A 17,543-nucleotide genomic window follows, 5' to 3' on the forward strand; every position below is an offset into this window, starting at 1 on the left:
TTAACTTCTCGCCCCGGAAGGGGTCAATCCCACCAGTTGAAGAGGGCTTGTCCTGCGGTTTCGGGCCGCCAGTAGCGCACGTCACGGGCGTCGAGCAGGGGCCAGTCCGCGGCCCTGAACGGCCGGTGCAACTCGGCCGGCGTCCGGACGGTCAGGCCCAACTCCTCAAGCACGCCCGTGAGCGCCGCGTCGTCGGCGAACACCAGCGGCTGCCGCTCGTGGTCGTGCGTGAGCGCCACGTCACCTGCGTGCGTGAGAAGTACCGCGACCGTGGGCCTGTGGTCGCGGTACTCGACGTACGCCGCGTGGAAGTTCGGGGTGACGTGCGGCTCGCACCAGCGCGTCACCGCTCCCCCGGCACGCCGCGCGGCCTCGTGGACGAGGCCGCGGAACTCGGCTACGCCTGCTGGGACTGCTTGCGCCACCGGATGCCGGCCTCGAGGAAGTCGTCGATCTCGCCGTCGAGCACCGCGGACGGGTTGCCGACCTCGTGCTCGGTGCGCAGGTCCTTGACCATCTGGTACGGGTGCAGGACGTAGGAGCGCATCTGGTTGCCCCAGCTGGAACCGGAGTCCTTCAGCGCGTCCATCTTCGCCTGCTCCTCCTGCCGGCGGCGTTCGAGGAGCTTCGCCTGCAGGACGTTCATGGCCGTGGCCTTGTTCTGCAGCTGCGAGCGCTCGTTCTGGCAGGACACCACGATGCCGGTCGGGATGTGCGTGAGGCGCACCGCCGAGTCCGTGGTGTTGACGCCCTGGCCGCCGGGGCCGGACGAGCGGTAGACGTCGACGCGCAGGTCCTTCTCGTCGATCTCGACGTGGTCGGTCTGCTCGACGACGGGCACGACCTCGACGCCGGCGAACGACGTCTGGCGGCGGCCCTGGTTGTCGAACGGCGAGATGCGCACGAGGCGGTGCGTGCCCTGCTCGACGCTCAGCGTGCCGTAGGCGTAGGGGGCGCTGACGCGGAACGTCGCGGATTTGATGCCCGCCTCTTCCGCGTAGGACGTGTCGAACACGTCGACGCCGTAGTTGTGGCGCTCGGCCCAGCGGGAGTACATGCGCAGCAGCATCTCGGCGAAGTCCGCGGCGTCGACGCCACCGGCTTCGGCGCGGATGGTGACGAGGGCGTTGCGCTCGTCGTACTCGCCGGACAGCAGCGTGCGCACTTCGAGCGACGCGATCTCGTCGCGCAGCTTGGCGCGGTCGTTGTCCGCGTCGGCTGCCGCGTCCGCGTCCTCTGCCTCTTCGGCGAGTTCGTAGAGCAGCGGCAGGTCGTCGAGGCGCTCGCGCAGGCCGGTGACGCGACGCAGCTCACCCTGCTTGTGGGAGAGCGCGCTGGTGACCTTCTGCGCCTTCTCCTGGTCGTCCCAGAGGTCGGGGCGGGCCGCCTGCTCCTCCAGGTCCGCGACAGCGGCGCGCAGCGCATCGAGGTCCAGCACCGCCTCGATGCTCGAAAGGGTGGCGGAGAGGTCCTTGATGTCTGCTTCGACGTCCGGGTTCACGCAAAAAGATTACGCCAGCACCGGTCACTGTTCGCGACCGGTGCTTCGCTGGCGTCCCCTCTCACGGGAAAGGGGAGGACGTCTCAAGCCGTCGGGATGGCGTCGAGCAGCTTGAGAACGGCCTTCGCGTGAGCGAGACCGAACTCGGCCACCGCCTTGGCGTAGGGGTCCTCCGCCGTCTTGGCCGCGCTCTTCGCGCTCTCCTGTTCCTGACCGTACGTCGAGCGTGCGGTCGTGATCAGGGACTCGCGCTGCTTCGCGGTCAGCGAGCCGGCGTGCACCAGGCGCAGGATGAGCGGGCTGCGCAGGTGGTCCGGGCCGGGCTCGGACAGCAGCCAGTTCTTGAAGGCCTTCTTGCCCGCGGCCGTCAGCACGTACTGCTGGCTGGACCGCGGTCCCTGCTTGCCGAGGCGCAGCAGGCCTTGGTCAGCCAGCGCGGGCAGCTCGCGGTACACCTGGGAGCGGGTCACGCTGAAGAACGCGCCGAAGCGGTCTCCGGCTTCCGCCACCAACTGGCCACCGGTCTTGGGTCCGTCGTGCAGCAGCCCGAGCAGGGCGGCTGCGGTCGCATTCAGGTCTGACACGCCAACAACGTTCCCACGTCTGGGGGAAGCTGTCCACAATGGTCAGCCGTTCTGTCCACAGTGGCTGATCACCGGGCTAGTCTGATGGGCCATGCGGAGCAACGAAAAGTCTCGCTGAGTAAGCGGCAGTTTCCGAGCCTCACGCGTTTGGCCTCTTGACCGTCTGTGTCCATCCCGGATGGAAAAGTCCTTTCGCAGAAACGAAAGTCCCCCGCTCTCACTCGATCGGCGGTACGGGACTCACCGGCCGGAGCCACCCGAATGGACGGACGAGCGCTCTCGTCGCACGACCTGGTGAAGCCCGCGCGGACCTCTTTCCCACGCCTGAAGTTCCGGGAAAATGATCATTGCCATCCAGGCGCAGTAGGACTACGGAGGTCGGGGACCGTGAAGAACCTGAACTTGAAGTGGCTGGACCACAAGAAGGTCGCCGCGCACACGCGGGCGTGGGTGACCGGTGGCATCCCGGAGCAGGCCGGCAAGGACGAGTGCATGGTGTGCGGCAAGCAGATCCGCAAGCACCGCACCGTCAACGGCGAGGGCCGCATCTGCTCCAGCATGCTGTGTGCCCAGTACTGGGCGGAGAACATGACCTGAAAGACCCCGCCCGCGCGCGACCAGGCCCCCGTACGACTCATCTGCGGGGGATTGGGGTTCGGGGGCTCGGCCCTCACCGCACAAAGCAGAAGGCCCGGTTCACGTTGACCGTGAACCGGGCCTTCCGACTAGTAGCGGGGACAGGATTTGAACCTGCGACCTCTGGGTTATGAGCCCAGCGAGCTACCGAGCTGCTCCACCCCGCGCCGCTTCTAGCTTTTTGTTGCTGTCTTGCTGTTGTAAGTAGAACTATACACGCCCTGGAAACCTGTTTTTCACCACCCCCCTCTAACCGCGTTTCCGCAGGCAGAGGGCCTCTCAGCAAGCTCAGGGCCGCAATCCGGCAAACCTGCGCCCGCCCGCACGCTCTGGTCAACCTACGGGGGTCTGGGGGCTTGCCCCCAGGGTGGGGTTTGGGGGCTCCGCCCCCAATGTGAAATGCGAAAAAGCCCTGTCAGCGATTTCCGCTGACAGGGCTCTCCCACTTTGTAGCGGGGACAGGATTTGAACCTGCGACCTCTGGGTTATGAGCCCAGCGAGCTACCGAGCTGCTCCACCCCGCGTCGGTAATTGGAACTCTACGCGGGGTGGAGCAGGTAATGCAAATCGTCAGGTCAGCCTGACGGTGTGGGGCTCGGCACAACCGACGACTGGCCCGTGGAGGGCGACGACGGCGCACCGGTGTTGAACTGCTTGAAGCGCTTCGACGCCTCGTCCAGCTTCGCGTACGCCTGGCCGAGTTCGGTGAAGTTGCCGCTCGACTGCGCCCGCTTGATGTCGGCCAGCGCGGTGTCGATGTCGTTGATCGCCTTCTGCAGGTCCGGGTTCAGGTTCCCGTTGGCAGGCGGCGTCGACGGCGGTGTGGACGGGTTGCTGGTGTTGCCGTTGCCGTTGTTGTTGTCGCTCGGCGGCGGCACGACCGCGCCGGCCCCGCTCAGCACCTGGTCCAGCGCCTCGTTCAGCGTGGACGCGTACCCGACCCGGTCGCCGTACCAGACGAGGACCTTCGACAGCTGCGGGTACGAGGTGTTGTTCGACGCCCGCTCGATGTAGACGGGCTCGACGTAGAGCAGCGCTCCGCCCAGCGGCAGGGTCAGCAGGTTGCCGTAGACGACTGTCGTCTTCTGCTGCGTCAGCAGGTTGAGCTCACGACTGACGTTGTCGGACGTGAGGAACTGCGTCTGGATCTGCTGCGGGCCCTTCGCGTCCTGGTTGAGTTGCAGGACGCTGATCTTCCCGTAGTTGTCCGGGTCGGAGCCGACCGAGACGTGGGCCGCCATGAACTCGCGGTTCTCGCGCACCAGAGGGCTGGTCAGCTGGAAGCGGACCTTGCTCGGGTCGCTCGGGTCACCCGCGAGGACGTAGAACGGCGGCTGGGCGTCCCGGCGCTTGCTCGCCGCGTCGCGCTGGGCGTCGGCCGTCGTGATGTTGTCGATCGTCGGGTCCTGCGGCGGTGCCCAGTAGGCGACACCGGAGTAGAAGTCCGACGGCGACGAGACGTGGTACTTCGACAGGATCTGCCGCTGCACCTTGAACAGGTCCTCGGGGTAGCGGAAGTGCTGGCGCAGCTCGTCGGAGATCTCGCTGCCCGGCTTCACCGTGTTCGGGAAGACGCCCATCCACGCCTTGAGGACCGGGTCCTTGTCGTCGACCTGGTACAGGTTCACCGTGCCGTCGTACGCGTCCACAGTGGCCTTGACCGAGTTGCGGATGTAGTTGACGGGCTTGTTCTCCTGGGAGATCACCAGCGATTCGCCGGTGAGCGAGTCGTTGGTCGCGTCGCCGAGCTGGGTGCGCTGCGCGTACGGGTAGTTCTCGAGCGTGGTGTAGCCGTCGACGATCCACGTGATGCGGCCGTTGACGACGGCCGGGTACGGGTCGCTGTCGGCGGTGAGCCACGGCGCGACGGCCTGCACGCGTTCGCGCGGGGTGCGCTTGAACAGGATCTTCGAGTCGTCGGCGATCGACTGGTTGAAGAGGATGTTCCGCTCGCCGTAGTACGCCGCGAACGCCATCTTGTTGAGCAGGCTGCCGATCGGGACGCCACCCGCGCCGGTGTAGGTGTAGGACTTGGCGTCGGTGTCGTACTCCGCCGGCTGACCGGCCGGGCGGCCGCCGACGATCGAGTAGTCGGTCTGGCCGAACAGCTCGCCGTAGTACGTGCGGGGCTGGTCGACCTTGATGCCCTTGGGGTCGTTGCCGACGTCGCCGTTGGACTTGACCTCACCGGTCTTGAAGTCCGGGTAGCCGCCGTTGGACTCGTCGGCGACCGCGTTCACCTTGTTCGCCTCGGCGTAGACGAAGCCGTTGCCGTGCGTGTAGATGAGGTGCTGGTTGATCCAGTCGCGCTGGCCCTGCGGCAGGCTGTCGAGCTTGAGCTCGCGCACCGCGACGATGTAGTCGCGGAGCTTTCCGTCCACTGTGTACCGGTCGACGTCGAGCTTGTTCGGGAAGCCGTAGAACGGCCGCAGCTGCTGGAACTGCGTGAAGGTGCGCGAGAGCACGGCCGGGTCGAGCAGGCGGATGTTGCCCAGGGTGGCCGCGTCGTTGGTCTTGATCTGGTCGTTGGTGACGTTCTGCTTGCCGTCGTACGGCTTCGTCTCGACCTTGTCGTCGGTCAGCCCGAACGACTGCCGTGTCGCCGCGATGTTGCGGGTGATCGACTCGGCTTCCTTCTGGATGGCGTTCGGCTTGACCGAGAACTGCTCCAGCACCGCGGGCCACGCGGCACCGACGAGCACGCTCGACAGCACCAGCAGCACGGTCGCGATGGCGGGCAGCTGCACGTTGCGCATGAACGCGCCCGCGAAGAACGCCACGGCGCAGAACACCGCGATGCACAGCAGGATCAGCTTGGCGGGCAGCACCGCGTTGAGGTCGGTGTAGCTCGCGCCGACGAACTTCTCGTTCTCGTGCAGCAGCAGCGTGTACCGGTCGAAGAAGTACGCGACGGCCTTCAGCAGCACGAACGAGCCGGCGACGAGCGCCAGGTGCAGTCGCGCGGGACCCGAGAGCTGACCGCCGCGACCGGCCAGCCGGATGCCGCCGAACAGGTAGTGCGCGATCACGGCGCCGATGAACGACACCGCCGTGGTGATGAACAGCCACGACAGCAGCCACTCGTAGAACGGCAGCTGGAACGCGTAGAAGCCGATGTCGTGCCCGAACTGCGGGTCGGTCACGCCGAACGGCTCAGAGTTGAGGAACAGCTGGATCTGCTGCCAGTCGGCCTGCGCCGACGCGCCGGCGATCAACCCGACGAACACGGGGATGCCGATCGCGAACAGCCGCATCCGCCGCATCACGACGGTCCGGTAGCGCGCCACCGGGTCGTCCGGCCCGGACACCGGCACGAACACGGGCCGAGCGCGGTAGGCGAGGAAGAGGTTCAGCGCGACGATGCCACCGACCACCGCGCCGACGGCCACGAACAGCCCCAGGCGGGTGAGCAGGACTGTGCTGTAGACGTCGCGGAATTTCACCTCGCCGAACCACAGCCAGTTCACGTAGGTGTCGAGCAGCCGCGATCCCGTGATGAGACCGAACAGGAGCACAACACCCACGATGAGCAGTATTCGGCTGCGTCGGGACAGTTTCGGCAGTCCGACCGGAGGCCGTGTGGCCACGAGGCACGCTCCTGGATCGCGGTAAATCGATACGTACGTTTAGTCCAACTCTACGGACGACGCCCTGGGTTCCCGTGAAGTCCGCCGTCTTACGATGACACGCGTGTCAGCGAGTGAAACGCCAGCGGTCATCCTCCCCACGGTCGCCCGTGAGGTAGAGCAGTTCGTCGGGTCGGGCGGCTGGGAGCAGCCCCCGCAACTGTTCGCCCTTGTGGCCACCTCGGACCTGCTCGCCCAGCAACCGGAGCTGGCCGACCAACTGGACCCGGAGTCGAGCCCGCTGACCCCGATCGCCCAGGACTCCCTGGAAGGCGACCTGGGCGACGCGCTGGCAGGCATCGAATGGCCCCCGGTCGTCACCGGCTGCGCCCTGGCCCAGGAGATCGTCGTCCTGCCGCCCGAGGCCGAGACCGAACTGAGCCACGGCGAACTCGACGACGAGGCGGCCCGCCAGTTCGCGGCAGCACACCCGGCCCGCCGCGAGGCCCGCCTGGTAGCCGCGGTCCTGCGCGACGGCAGCGTCTCGTGCGTGCTGAGGCTGCGCGGGACGGTCGAGGTGCCAGAGGAGGTCGTCGAGCACCCCGAGCTGGCGCCCAACCTCACCGACGCCCTGCTCGCCACGCTGCGGCCCTAGTCGTCACGCCCCCAGGCTGGCACAACCCCGGCACGACCTCGCGCCGGGGTTGTCAAGTCGTTGCGCGCTGTTCGCGGCAAGCGGACACCGCACCCGCGGCGTGACGGTGACGGAGGAACTAGTGGAGCTCGAGGTCGTCGGGTGCGCCACGCCTTTCCCCGGGCGCGACCGTCCGTGCTCCGGCTACGTGCTGTCCGAGGGCGATCGCAGAGTCCTCCTCGACTGCGGATCCGGCGTCGTCGGCCATCTGAACCCCGGCGAGCTGTCCTGCGTCTGGATCTCTCACCTGCACCCGGACCACTTCGGCGACCTGCCGGCGTTGGCGAACTGGGCCCTGAACACCCCTGGAGCGGTACGTCTCCCGGTGTTCGGCCCGCGGGGGTGGGACCGCCGCCTGAACGTCTTCCTGACCGGCGATCCGGACAGCGGCACCGCGAGCGACGTCTTCGAAGTCGGGTACGTGTCCGACGGGGCCCGCATCGACCTGGGAGACCTTCGGCTGGAGTCCAGGGCGGTGCACCACTCCGTCGAGGCTTACGGCGTCCGGGTCACCGGCGCCGACCGTTCGTTCGCGTACTCGGGTGACACCGGCCCGTGTGCAGCGCTCGTCGATCTCGCGCTCGATGCCGACCTCTTCCTGTGCGAGGCCGGTTCGACCACGCCGAGCGAACACCACCTGACGATGCGGCAGGCCTACGAGATCGCCGTCGCCGCTCGGGCAGGAGAACTTCTCCTCACCCACGTCCAGGAGACCTCGACGGCGATCGTCGAACCGAGCGAGTTGCCGACGAGCCTCGCGCGGCCGGGTGAGGTGCGGCCGATCGGGCCTCGCACGGCGAGCTGAGCTCCGCCGGCCGGAACGCGCGAAAACTGTCAGACCCCCCTGAGTACGTTGAGATGCGAGGGGATCCCAGCTCAGGGGTACCCCTGCGTCAGCTTGGGGGAGCAGACTTTGATCATCAAACCGACCGACAACGGCCGCGAGATCCCGTGGATCGACGACTGGCTGCGCCCGGTCGTCCGCCTGCACCAGTCGCCGGGCACACCGGCGCGGGCCGACAGTCACAGCGGCGGCCCGATGCTGTGGCCGAGCGACGAGCCCTGGCCGCACTGCGACGGGTCCTCGCACGGGACCGGCTACGACCTCACCGCAGAGCAGGTCGAGTTGGTCCGCGGCCGCAGCACGCCGTTCACCGGCGCGATGCAGCTGTACCGGCGCGACTTCCCGGAGCTGCCGTTCCCGGACGGCACCGACCTGCTCCAGGTCTTCCTGTGCCTGCTCGAGCACGAGGAGATCTACGGCCCGGACGTCCACCTGGTGTGGCGCGCGGCCGGCGAGGTCACCGATCCGCTGGCGGAGCCGCCCCTCCCGGAGGTGGTGGATCCCGTCTACGCGATCTGGCCGTGCGTGTTCACGCCGTGCCGCTCCCACGAGTACCCGATGCACTACGAGATACCGCACGAGCTGCTCTACGAGCTCGAGTTCGCCCAAGCCCCTGACTTCAGAGGGGGTCCCGTCGAGTGCTGGCCAGGCCACGGCGACAGCACGAAGATCGGCGGCTGGACCCGCTGGTACCGCGGGATGCCGGGCGGCGAGACGTGCCCCGACTGCGGTGCCCTCCGCGTTCAGATGCTCGCGCTGGCGTCTTCGGAGAACGAGTGCCCCGCGTGTGACCGACCGGAGGGCAAGGCCGGCTGGCGGCTCGACGGCAGGGACGACACGGTGAACGTCTTCGCCTGCCCGAAGGACCCCCGGCACGCCCTGTGGGTGGACATCCAGTGAGTGATGGGGACCCCGCGCGGGGTCCCCATCACCACGTCAGCACTTCGGCGTTTCCTTGCCCGCGTTGAGGGCCTCGAGCGACGACACGGCGTCGGTCAGGGTGTCGACCTTGATCAGCTTGAGGCCCTCGGGCGTCTGCTGCTTCGCCTCGTTGCAGTTGGCCGCGGGCACGAGGAACGCCTCGGCGCCCGCCTCCTTCGCGGCGACCATCTTGAACGCGATGCCGCCGATCGGGCCCACCTTGCCGTCGCCCGCGATCTCGCCGGTGCCCGCGATGGCCTTGCCGCCGTTCAGCTCGCCCGGCGTCAGCTTGTCGACGATCGCCAGCGCGAAGATCAGGCCGGCCGAGGGGCCGCCGACGTCGGACAGGCTGATCTTGATCTTGAACGGCACGTCGGCGCGGTCCACCGGCGAGATGCCGATGAAGCCGGCGGGGCGGCCGTCGTCGCGGGTGCCGAGGGTGAGCTGCGTCGACTGGGAGGTGCCGTCCTTCTCGAACGCCACCTCGATGCGGTCACCCGGCTTGGTGTTCTCCAGCGCCGAACTGACGTCCGCGGCGCTCTGCACTTGCTTGCCGTTGACCGAGATGATCCGGGCGCCGAGCGGGATGACGTTCTCCGCCGGGCTGCCCTTGGTGACCTGGTTCGCGATCACCATGCCCGGATACTTCAGGTAGTTCAGCGCGGCGACCTCGGCGGCGGTCTGCGACTCGCTGAACGCCCGCTCGTTGTTCTCCTGCACCTCCTGCTCGGACTCGCCGGGCTTGAAGAACTCCTCGCGCGGGGCCAGCGCGTAGCGGCCGGAGAGCCAGAGGCCGAGCGCGCCGAACAGCGAGACCTCGTCGGTGAGCGAGACCGTCGTCATGCGCAGGGTTCCCTTGGTGGGGAAGGTGTCCTGCCCGTCGACCGACACGACGTCGGTGTCCTTGACCTTGCCGAGCACGTCGTAGGTCGGGCCGGGGCCCAACGCGACGTACGGGACTCTGGCGAAACCGCCGAGCAGTCCGAGCGCCGCCACCACTAGGAAGCTGACGATCAGCGTCCACGTCCGGCGGGTCAGTCCGCGTTCCCTCGGCGGGAGCGCGGGTGGGGGTGCGGTCGTGACGGTTTCACTCACGGCTGAACAGCGTACGACCATGTCTATCCGCGTACGGTAGAGGCATGAGTGACGTGCCGTTCGGGTTCAGCCCGCACGACCCCGACGACAAGAGCGGGAAGCCGGGAGACAACCCGTTCGACTTCAGTCAGCTGGGCAACATGCTCAGCCAACTGGGCTCCATGCTGAGCAACGCGGGGTCGTCGAGCGGGCCGGTCAACTACGACCTCGCCAAGCAGATCGCGTTCCAGCAGCTGTCCTCGACGACGACCACGATCGGGTTCGGCGCCGACCAGTCGAGCGCGGTCACCGACGCCGTGCACCTGGCCGAGATGTGGCTCGACCCGGTCACGTCGCTGCCCGCCGGCACCCGCACGACCCAGGCGTGGACCGCGCGCGACTGGATCGAGCGCACCATCCCGACCTGGCAGCGCCTGTGCGACCCGGTCGCGCAGCGCATGTCCGGCGCGTGGGTCGAGGCGATGCCCGCCGAGGCCAAGCAGGCCGCCGGCCCGTTGCTCGCGATGCTCGGGCAAATGGGCGGCATGGCGTTCGGCTCGCAGCTCGGCAACGCGCTCGCGCAACTCGGCTCCGAGGTCCTCACCTCGACCGACGTCGGCCTGCCCCTCGGGCCCGAGGGCACCGCGGCCCTGCTGCCGGCGAACATCGAGAAGTTCACCGAGGGCCTGGAGCGCCCGGCGTCCGAGGTGATGGTGTTCCTCGCTGCCCGCGAGGCCGCCCACCAGCGCCTCTTCACGCACGTGCCGTGGCTGCGGCAGCGCCTGCTCGACACCGTCGAGGAGTTCGCCAAGGGCATCAAGGTCGACACCTCCGCCCTGGAGCAGCTCGCGGGTCAGATCGACCCGTCGAACCCGGCCTCCATCGAGGAGGCCATGGGCTCCGGTCTGCTCGAACCGCAGACCACCCCGGAGCAGAAGGCCGCTCTGGAACGGCTGGAAACCCTCCTCGCTCTCGTCGAAGGCTGGGTCGACGTCGTGGTCGACGCCGCTGTCGCCGACCGCCTGCCCGGCGCGCCGGCACTGCGCGAGACGCTGCGCCGCCGCCGCGCCTCGGGTGGTCCCGCCGAGCAGACGTTCGCAACGCTCGTGGGCCTGGAACTGCGCCCACGCAAGTTGCGGGCCGCCTCCGCGCTCTGGAAGCTCATCGGCGACCAGCACGGCGTCGAGGTGCGCGACAGCGTCTGGGAGCACGCCGAGCTCGTCCCGACCGCGGCCGACCTGGACGACCCGCTGGAGTTCGCCGAACGCCTGACGAACACCCGCAAGGCGCTGGAAGACCCGATCGCCGAGCTGGAGCGCACGATGCGCGAGGACGAAGGCAAGCAGGAGGGCGGGAACAAGCCCGAAGGGGCCTGACCCGCTTCCCGCACACCGCGCCTGGTGAGGACCTTCCTCACCAGGCGTGTTGCGTTCGAGGACCTGGTGCTCGCGTGCTCGTCGACCATGCGAAACGCCCGGCGCGCACACCCGCGCCGGGCGTTTCGCGTTCGTCAGATCTCAGTCTTCGGTGATCCCTAAGCCTGCGGCGGCTGAGAGACCTTCCAGGTATCCCATGGCTCGCTCGGTCTTCGGGTAGCGGTGAACCCACTCCCAGAAGTCCTTGCCGTGCCCTGGGACGAGCAGGTGCGCCAGTTCGTGCACCAGCACGTAGTCGAGCACCCACGGCGGCACGTCGCGCAGCCGTTCGGACACGCGGATCGTGCCCTCCGTCGGCGTGCACGACGCCCACCGCGTGCGCATGGGCGGCACCCAGCGCACGCTCGCGGGCTCCGCCAACGAGTCCAGGTACCGCGCCGACAGCTCGGCGCACCGCGCCATCAACGCCTCGTCCGACGTGCGCGCAGGAGACTTCCTGCGCGTCTCGCTGCGCTGGAGGCGGCTCAACATCTCCGCCACCCAGTGCTTCTCTTCCCCCTTGGTCATCCGTGCCGGTAGGAGGACGACGACGGTGTCACCCTCCCGGTACGCGCTGACCATGCGGCGGCGCCGGGGGCTCCGCCGCACTTCCACCCGCGGTTCGGCCATGGAGTCACCGTAAACGTCGCCACCGACAATTTTCCGCCCCCAACCGGCGGCAGGCCCGCACCCGGCGGGTGAAGTTCCACCGAACGGCGGCTGGACACGCGCGGAAACGACATGCGCGGTTTCGCACGCTTGCAGAGGTACCGTCGCGCCAAGGTCCCCGAGTGTGTCCGCACTCACAACTGCAAGGGAGGGGCTGTGGCCGAGTCCTACAACGGCTATTGCGTCAAGTGCCGCGAGAAGCGGGACTTCGACGGCAACGTCGAGGAGACCAATGGTCGGCGCATGGCGAAGGGCACCTGCCCTGTCTGTGGCACGAAGATGACGCGGATCCTCGGCAAGGCCAAGGTCTGACGTTTTGGCTGGCAGGGGGCCTCGCCCCCTGCCAGTCTGTACCGCTGTGGAGACAAGACCCAGAGTGCGTGCCGGACTGGCCGTGGTCCGCAGATCCGCCGGTGTCGTGCAGGTCGGAACCGACCCGAAGCACGCCGTGGTGATCGACTCGCTGTCCGACGCCCTGGTCGAAGAGTTGATCAATCTTGACGGCCGGCTCACGGTCGCTGAACTGGGTGAAAAGCTGAAATCCCGAGGCGAGAGCCTCACCCGGTTGAGTGAAGTACTTGAATCGCTCGACCAGGCGGGCCTGCTGGAGCCCGGCTCCCCCGCGAAGAGCGGGACGGCCGCGGTGCACGGGTCGGGACACCTTGCGCTTTCAATTACTTCGCTTCTAGCTGAATCAGGCGTGCAGCTCGCGCACAACGCCGATTTGACCGTTTTGGCGGCGACGCTGGTCCCCGACCCGAACCTCGTGAGCACGCTGATGGCGTTCCGTACGCCCCATCTGGCCGTGCGCGTGCGTGAGGGCGTGGCGATCGTGGGGCCGCTGGTGCTGCCCGGTCGTTCGTCCTGCTTGAACTGCGCCGACCTGCACCGCACCGACCAAGATCCGCAGTGGCCCGAGATCGCGGCCCAGCTGGTCGGCAGGCCCGCCTCCTACGACGTGCTGTTCGCGTCGGGAACGGCGGCGCTGGCCGTGGCGCAGATCCTGGAGTCGCTGAGCTACCTGACGGGCCGCGACCAGGCACCTCCGCCCGTGGTGAACGCCACGGTCGAGCTCGACCTCGCGACCGGCGTCGCTGAGAGGCGTAGCTGGTATCCGCACCCTGACTGTCAGTGCTCCGCACATAACATGGCCGAGTGACCGAGATTCCGCGCAAGGCCGTGCAGCGCACCGCCAAGCTGGCGAGCCTCCCGCTCGGGGTGGCAGGCCGGGTTGTCGGCGGCTGGGGGAAGCGACTGACCGGACGCGCGGCCGACGAGGTCAACGCCGAGGTGACGGCCAAGACGGCGGAGCAGGTGTTCGCGGTGCTCGGCCAGCTCAAGGGCGGCGCGATGAAGTTCGGCCAGGCCTTGAGCGTGTTCGAGGCGGCGGTCCCGGACGAGCTGGCGGCCCCGTACCGCGAGGCGCTGACCAAACTGCAGACCGCGGCCCCGCCGATGCCCGTCCGCACCACGCACCGCGTGCTCGCCGAGCAGCTCGGCACGTCCTGGACGAAGCGCTTCAAGTCGTTCGACGACTCGCCGGCCGCGTCGGCGTCGATCGGCCAGGTGCACCGCGCGGTGTGGCACGACGGCCGCGACGTGGCGGTGAAGGTCCAGTACCCCGGCGCCGACGAGGCCCTGCGCGCGGACCTGAAGCAACTGCTCCGGTTCTCCCGGCTGCTGCAGGCGATCATGCCCGGCACCGACGTGCGCCCCCTGCTGGAGGAGCTGCGCGACCGGTACCTGGAGGAGCTCGACTACCGCGACGAGGCCGCCAACCAGCGCACGTTCGCGAAGGCGTTCGAGAACGACCCGCACGTGCTGGTCCCGCGCGTGATCGCCTCGGCCCCCAAGGTCATGGTGACGGAGTGGACCTCGGGCGTCGGCCTCGCGAAGATCATCCGCGACGGCTCGGTGGAGGACCGCGACCTGGCGGGCCAACTCCTGGCCGAGTTCCACTTCTCGGCCCCGTCCCGCTCGGGCCTGCTGCACGCCGACCCGCACCCCGGCAACTTCATGCTGGGCGACGACGGCCGCCTGCGCGTGATCGACTTCGGCGCCGTGGCCCGCCTCCCCGACGGCCTCCCGAAAACCCTGGGCCTGATGACCCGCCTGGCGCTCGACAGCCGTTCCGCGGACCTGGTCGACCTCCTGCGCACCGAGAACTTCATCCGCGAGGGCATGGAACTGCACGGCGAGGACGTCCTCGGCTACCTGGCCCCGTTCGTCGAACCGCTGCGCACCGAGTCGTTCCACTTCACCCGCCGCTGGCTCCAGTCGCAGGCCGAGCGAGTGGGCGACCTCCGCAGCCCGGACTCACAAACGGGCCGCTCCCTGAACCTGCCGCCGCAATACCTGCTCATCCACCGCGTGACGATGGGCGCCACCGGCATCCTCTGCCAACTGGACGCCCACGTAACGGCCCGCGAAATCGTGGCCCGCTGGCAACCAGGATTCGACGACTAACTCGTCCGAGTGAACCGCCTCGAAGTTATCCACAGGTTGGTTCTCAGCCCGATTCAGCCCAGTCATCGTGGTCCACGATGACTCCATGACCTCGATCACCACCACCGCTGAACTGCGCAAATCCGGTCTCTCCCAGCGAGCGATCCACCGCGCCTGCACCCCGTCGGGCCCGTGGCAAAAACTGCTGCCCGGCGTGGTCCTGACCACCGTGTCCCCACCAACCCGCCTGGACCGCCTGCGAGCAGTCCTGTCCTTCGTGGGCCTCACCGCAGTGATCACCGGCGCCGACGCCCTGATCCGCCAGGGCGCCACCCTCCCCCTCCCCCGCCACATCCACGTGCTGGCAGGGGTGAACGCGCGCCGAGCCCACCCCTGGATCCTGCTGGAACGAACAACCCGCCCACCCGAAGTAATCGAACGCCACGGCCTACGCCTGGCCACCCCGGCCCGAGCAACCCTGGACCTGGCCCGCCGCGAAACCAACCCACGAGCGGTGGTGCACCTCTTCGACGCCGTGGTGGACGTCCGCCTGTGCACACCGCGCGACCTGCGGGAGGAGCTGGAATCGGCCTGCCGCCGAGGAACGTCCCTGGCCAGACAGGCCTTAGCCCACCTCTACCCACCGTGACGCCCACCAGCCGCCACCGATGGGCAGGCAAGCGGCTGAGCTCGGAGGAAGGGGCCGACCGCGAGAGCCAACGGCCAAGGCCGACAGGCTGCCCTCGGCGAGCCAGTGGTCGACGGCAGTGGTCGACGGCGAGGAGAGAGAACGCGAGGGCGAAGGCCGAGAGCGGAGAGCTGAAGCGTCGGCGGAGGGCGAGAACTGAAGGCTGTGGCGGGCTGGTGCTGGTGCTGGTGCTGGTGCTGGTGCTGGTGCTGGTGCTGGTGCTGGTGCTGGTGCTGGTGCTGGTGCTGGTGCTGGTGCTGGTGCTGGTGCTGGTGACGACACCGAAGCCGATGGCAGGGATCGGGCGACAGGAGCCAACGGCAAGAGCCGACGGGACTCCGAGGCCAGGCGCACGCACGCCAACCGCAGTCGCCCAGGCAAGGTGACCACCATCTTGGTCAGGCGCGCGGTGCCAACCGACGGCCACCAACGCACGCCCACCACCTACGAATCCTGGCGTGGCGAAGCGAAGCGAGCCCGAACGGGCTGATCAGCTCTGGGAAGCGGTCCCGCCGTTCATGGCGATTGGGGCTTGACCTTGAGGGGCTGGATGCCAACCTGTCTCGGTCCGGCCGGGGCGTACTACTCCCCGGCTTTTGAAGGCCGCGAATGCATCCAGCTAGAGGCTCAAGGTCAAGCCCCAATCGCAACCCCGCTCATTCGTCACGACCTACGCAAGCACCCTCGCAACCGCAGCCCACCCCAACAGAACGCAACCAACCCCACTGCGAACCGGAACCGGCCAAAACAACCCGCCCCGCAACCAGCAACGCCCCAGGTCAGCGCCAGTACTCGTCAGGCAACTTGCCTTCGATGTCCCGAACATGGGCCTTGGCACAAACCTGACACAACCACCGCACCCCACCCCCAACCCGCTCCGAAGACCAAGCCAAGAACTCCAACTCGGAAACGGAGGACCGCAACCGCCCACACCGATGACAAGCCGCACCAGCCACCGCGGACGAACTCACCGCCGTCTCACCGCCGCCGCCCAACGTGCACAGTGTCGGTCTCAAGCAAGAACACGTCCTCCCGCACCCCGAGAAACTCGGAATCGGACGGATTGAGCAACCGGCGCAACGCCTCCCGATCCCCAGGATGCAACTGCGGCCCGGCGATCTCAGCCAGCCAGGTCAACCGATCGACAGCCCAGTCCCGCACCAACTGCTTGGCCGGCGCCGGATGATCCACCACAAAGCTGAAGGCGCTGATCTCACCAAGCCCGGCATCGGCCAACGCCACGTTCCACCCGACAGGCAGCCGCACCGACCCGGCCATGCCCTCGCGCATGGACACGAACCAAGAAGCGCGGGCCGCAGCCAGCCGATCCTGCAAACCAGGGGCACCCACCCCCAGGTCCCACGGCAGGAAGCGAGTCTCAAGGCCACCCTCGGCCACCGCCAGCCAACCGCCAGGTGCCAAGGCGGCGACCAGACGGCGGAGGCCTCGCTGCTGGTCGGGAAGGTGGTGGACCACGCGGGAGCCCCAGATGAGTTCGACGGGGCCGGCGAACGACAGCGGGTCTTCGGAGGCCAGGTCGGCGAGGACCGGTTTGATCTGGACGACGCCGTCGGCTTCGGCTCGGGCCGCGGTGCAGGCTGCGTCCAGCAGTTCGGGGGTGGCGTCGACCAGGACCAGGACGCCTCCGCCGTGCTCTCGCAGCGCGGAGACGAGGGGGACGCTCATGGTGCCAGCGCCGCAGCCCACGTCCATCACCACCGGTGAGTCGGGTAGTGGCTCGACGAGTCTGCGGGCGACAGAGGACAACGCCTCCGCCTGCAGGGAGCCGTAGCGCCTCATCGCGTGGAGGCGGGAGGACCAGTCGATTCCGTCGTGTGTGTGGTGCGGCACAAAGGGGACGGTACGGAGGAACGGCGAAGGCCGCCATCCACCTTCTCGTGGATGACGGCCTCAGCTCGTGACTGTCAGAGGTCGAAGCGAGCCGCTCTGCGTCCCGCCCATCGCGACAACCTGCGCCAACGTTGCGCTGCCGCGAGGCGGTTCGCCACGCGTTGCTCTTCAGCGAACCTCTGGGCTTCTTGTATTCGTATTCGCACGAGTTCTTCGGACAGAGACATGGGAGTCAGACCCTCGTTCAGGTAGGCGGGCATTGCGCTGTGGTTGAGCTGCGAGGTGTTCACGCCGCCGACTCCGTCCTGCTGGCCGGAACAACTGCCGCGTCCTTACGCGGACGGCCACGCGGCCGCTTCCGCGCGATGACGACACCACGCTCGAAGATCTCTCCACCCCAGACGCCCCACGGCTCGTGACGCGCGATCGCGCCGGCGAGGCACTCGGCGAGGACCGGGCAGGTCCCGCAGAAGGACTTCGCCTTCTCCAGGTCAGCTGGAGCGTCGGCGAACCAGAGGTCGGGGTTGTGGGTGCGGCAGGGGATGTCGAGCCCCTCCGCGAGGTCCGGAAGTGTCTCGCCCGTGAGCGGGACAGTCGCGGTCAACATCAGGTGTTTCTCCTTGTGTGGGGTACTGCAAAAACACGAAAGCCGCGG

General features: G+C 68.2%; 18 protein-coding genes and 2 tRNA genes. 10 read left to right on the forward strand and 10 right to left on the reverse strand.

Features of this window, described 5'->3' with window-relative positions; translation table 11 throughout:
* Positions 1-23 precede the first annotated feature (23 nt).
* The 3 genes from JNUCC0626_RS27305 to JNUCC0626_RS27315 form a co-directional block, all read right to left on the reverse strand.
* Positions 24-425, reverse strand: a complete 402-nt coding sequence (locus JNUCC0626_RS27305) for a hypothetical protein (RefSeq protein WP_394613623.1) — start codon at positions 423-425, stop codon at positions 24-26.
* Positions 398-1,501 (reverse strand): peptide chain release factor 2, encoded by a 1,104-nt coding sequence (gene prfB / locus JNUCC0626_RS27310; RefSeq protein WP_394613624.1) that lies wholly within the window; start codon positions 1,499-1,501, stop codon positions 398-400. Before prfB ends, JNUCC0626_RS27305 begins: the two co-directional genes overlap by 28 nt.
* A gap of 83 nt (positions 1,502-1,584) precedes the next feature.
* Positions 1,585-2,085 carry a PadR family transcriptional regulator gene (locus JNUCC0626_RS27315; RefSeq protein WP_030470382.1) on the reverse strand — a complete coding sequence of 167 codons (501 nt, stop codon included), beginning with the start codon at positions 2,083-2,085 and terminating at the stop codon, positions 1,585-1,587.
* A gap of 387 nt (positions 2,086-2,472) precedes the next feature.
* On the opposite strand from JNUCC0626_RS27315, the gene JNUCC0626_RS27320 reads away from it, so the two are divergent.
* Positions 2,473-2,682, forward strand: a complete 210-nt coding sequence (locus JNUCC0626_RS27320; RefSeq protein WP_089922009.1) for a hypothetical protein — start codon at positions 2,473-2,475, stop codon at positions 2,680-2,682.
* 132 nt (positions 2,683-2,814) lie between these two features.
* On the opposite strand, the gene JNUCC0626_RS27325 is transcribed toward JNUCC0626_RS27320, so the two are convergent.
* From JNUCC0626_RS27325 to JNUCC0626_RS27335, 3 genes are all read right to left on the reverse strand, one after another.
* A tRNA-Met gene (locus JNUCC0626_RS27325) sits at positions 2,815-2,888 on the reverse strand.
* 283 nt (positions 2,889-3,171) lie between these two features.
* Positions 3,172-3,245: transfer RNA gene (locus JNUCC0626_RS27330), tRNA-Met, on the reverse strand.
* Positions 3,246-3,296: 51 nt separating this feature from the next.
* Complete coding sequence (locus tag JNUCC0626_RS27335; RefSeq protein WP_394613625.1) at positions 3,297-6,308, reverse strand: UPF0182 family protein; 3,012 nt, start codon at positions 6,306-6,308, stop codon at positions 3,297-3,299.
* Between the two features lie 94 nt (positions 6,309-6,402).
* On the opposite strand from JNUCC0626_RS27335, the gene JNUCC0626_RS27340 reads away from it, so the two are divergent.
* The 3 genes from JNUCC0626_RS27340 (at position 6,403) to JNUCC0626_RS27350 (ending at position 8,725) form a co-directional block, all read left to right on the forward strand.
* Positions 6,403-6,942: a PPA1309 family protein gene (locus JNUCC0626_RS27340; RefSeq protein WP_394613626.1), complete on the forward strand. Its 540-nt coding sequence runs from the start codon at positions 6,403-6,405 to the stop codon at positions 6,940-6,942.
* 121 nt (positions 6,943-7,063) lie between these two features.
* The gene (locus JNUCC0626_RS27345) at positions 7,064-7,786 is read left to right on the forward strand and encodes an MBL fold metallo-hydrolase (RefSeq protein WP_394613627.1); all 723 of its coding nucleotides are present in this window, start codon (positions 7,064-7,066) and stop codon (positions 7,784-7,786) included.
* A gap of 108 nt (positions 7,787-7,894) precedes the next feature.
* On the forward strand, positions 7,895-8,725 hold the full coding sequence (locus tag JNUCC0626_RS27350) for a hypothetical protein (protein WP_394613628.1): 831 nt from the start codon (positions 7,895-7,897) through the stop codon (positions 8,723-8,725).
* 36 nt (positions 8,726-8,761) lie between these two features.
* On the opposite strand, the gene JNUCC0626_RS27355 is transcribed toward JNUCC0626_RS27350, so the two are convergent.
* A complete protein-coding gene (locus JNUCC0626_RS27355) occupies positions 8,762-9,841 on the reverse strand; it encodes a YlbL family protein (RefSeq protein WP_394613629.1) in 1,080 nt (359 codons plus the stop codon).
* Positions 9,842-9,885: 44 nt separating this feature from the next.
* Here JNUCC0626_RS27355 and JNUCC0626_RS27360 point away from each other — a divergent pair, with 44 nt between their 5' ends.
* Positions 9,886-11,196, forward strand: a complete 1,311-nt coding sequence (locus JNUCC0626_RS27360) for a zinc-dependent metalloprotease (RefSeq protein WP_394613630.1) — start codon at positions 9,886-9,888, stop codon at positions 11,194-11,196.
* Between the two features lie 141 nt (positions 11,197-11,337).
* Here the strand turns inward: JNUCC0626_RS27360 and JNUCC0626_RS27365 are convergent, their stop codons facing one another.
* A complete protein-coding gene (locus JNUCC0626_RS27365) occupies positions 11,338-11,865 on the reverse strand; it encodes a M48 metallopeptidase family protein (RefSeq protein ID WP_266039418.1) in 528 nt (175 codons plus the stop codon).
* A gap of 195 nt (positions 11,866-12,060) precedes the next feature.
* Here JNUCC0626_RS27365 and JNUCC0626_RS27370 point away from each other — a divergent pair, with 195 nt between their 5' ends.
* From JNUCC0626_RS27370 to JNUCC0626_RS27390, 5 genes are all read left to right on the forward strand, one after another.
* Positions 12,061-12,216, forward strand: a complete 156-nt coding sequence (locus tag JNUCC0626_RS27370) for a DUF5679 domain-containing protein (RefSeq protein WP_189160476.1) — start codon at positions 12,061-12,063, stop codon at positions 12,214-12,216.
* Between the two features lie 64 nt (positions 12,217-12,280).
* Entirely contained in the window at positions 12,281-13,063 is a 783-nt protein-coding gene (locus tag JNUCC0626_RS27375; protein ID WP_394613632.1) for a TOMM precursor leader peptide-binding protein, read from the forward strand.
* Positions 13,060-14,370, forward strand: a complete 1,311-nt coding sequence (locus tag JNUCC0626_RS27380) for an ABC1 kinase family protein (RefSeq protein ID WP_394613633.1) — start codon at positions 13,060-13,062, stop codon at positions 14,368-14,370. The genes JNUCC0626_RS27375 and JNUCC0626_RS27380 overlap by 4 nt, the downstream gene beginning before the upstream one ends.
* 85 nt (positions 14,371-14,455) lie before the next feature.
* Complete coding sequence (locus tag JNUCC0626_RS27385; protein WP_394613634.1) at positions 14,456-14,998, forward strand: hypothetical protein; 543 nt, start codon at positions 14,456-14,458, stop codon at positions 14,996-14,998.
* Positions 14,999-15,213: 215 nt separating this feature from the next.
* Positions 15,214-15,423 (forward strand): hypothetical protein, encoded by a 210-nt coding sequence (locus JNUCC0626_RS27390; protein ID WP_394613635.1) that lies wholly within the window; start codon positions 15,214-15,216, stop codon positions 15,421-15,423.
* A 592-nt stretch (positions 15,424-16,015) separates the two neighbouring features.
* On the opposite strand, the gene JNUCC0626_RS27395 is transcribed toward JNUCC0626_RS27390, so the two are convergent.
* Positions 16,016-16,837, reverse strand: coding sequence for a class I SAM-dependent methyltransferase (locus JNUCC0626_RS27395; protein ID WP_394622112.1), 822 nt, complete (start codon positions 16,835-16,837; stop codon positions 16,016-16,018).
* A 337-nt stretch (positions 16,838-17,174) separates the two neighbouring features.
* A complete protein-coding gene (locus JNUCC0626_RS27400) occupies positions 17,175-17,495 on the reverse strand; it encodes a WhiB family transcriptional regulator (protein WP_285637687.1) in 321 nt (106 codons plus the stop codon).
* Between the last annotated feature and the right edge of the window lie 48 nt (positions 17,496-17,543).

The sequence above is a fragment of the Lentzea sp. JNUCC 0626 genome (assembly GCF_043632865.1).
Taxonomy (GTDB): Bacteria; Actinomycetota; Actinomycetes; order Mycobacteriales; family Pseudonocardiaceae; genus Lentzea.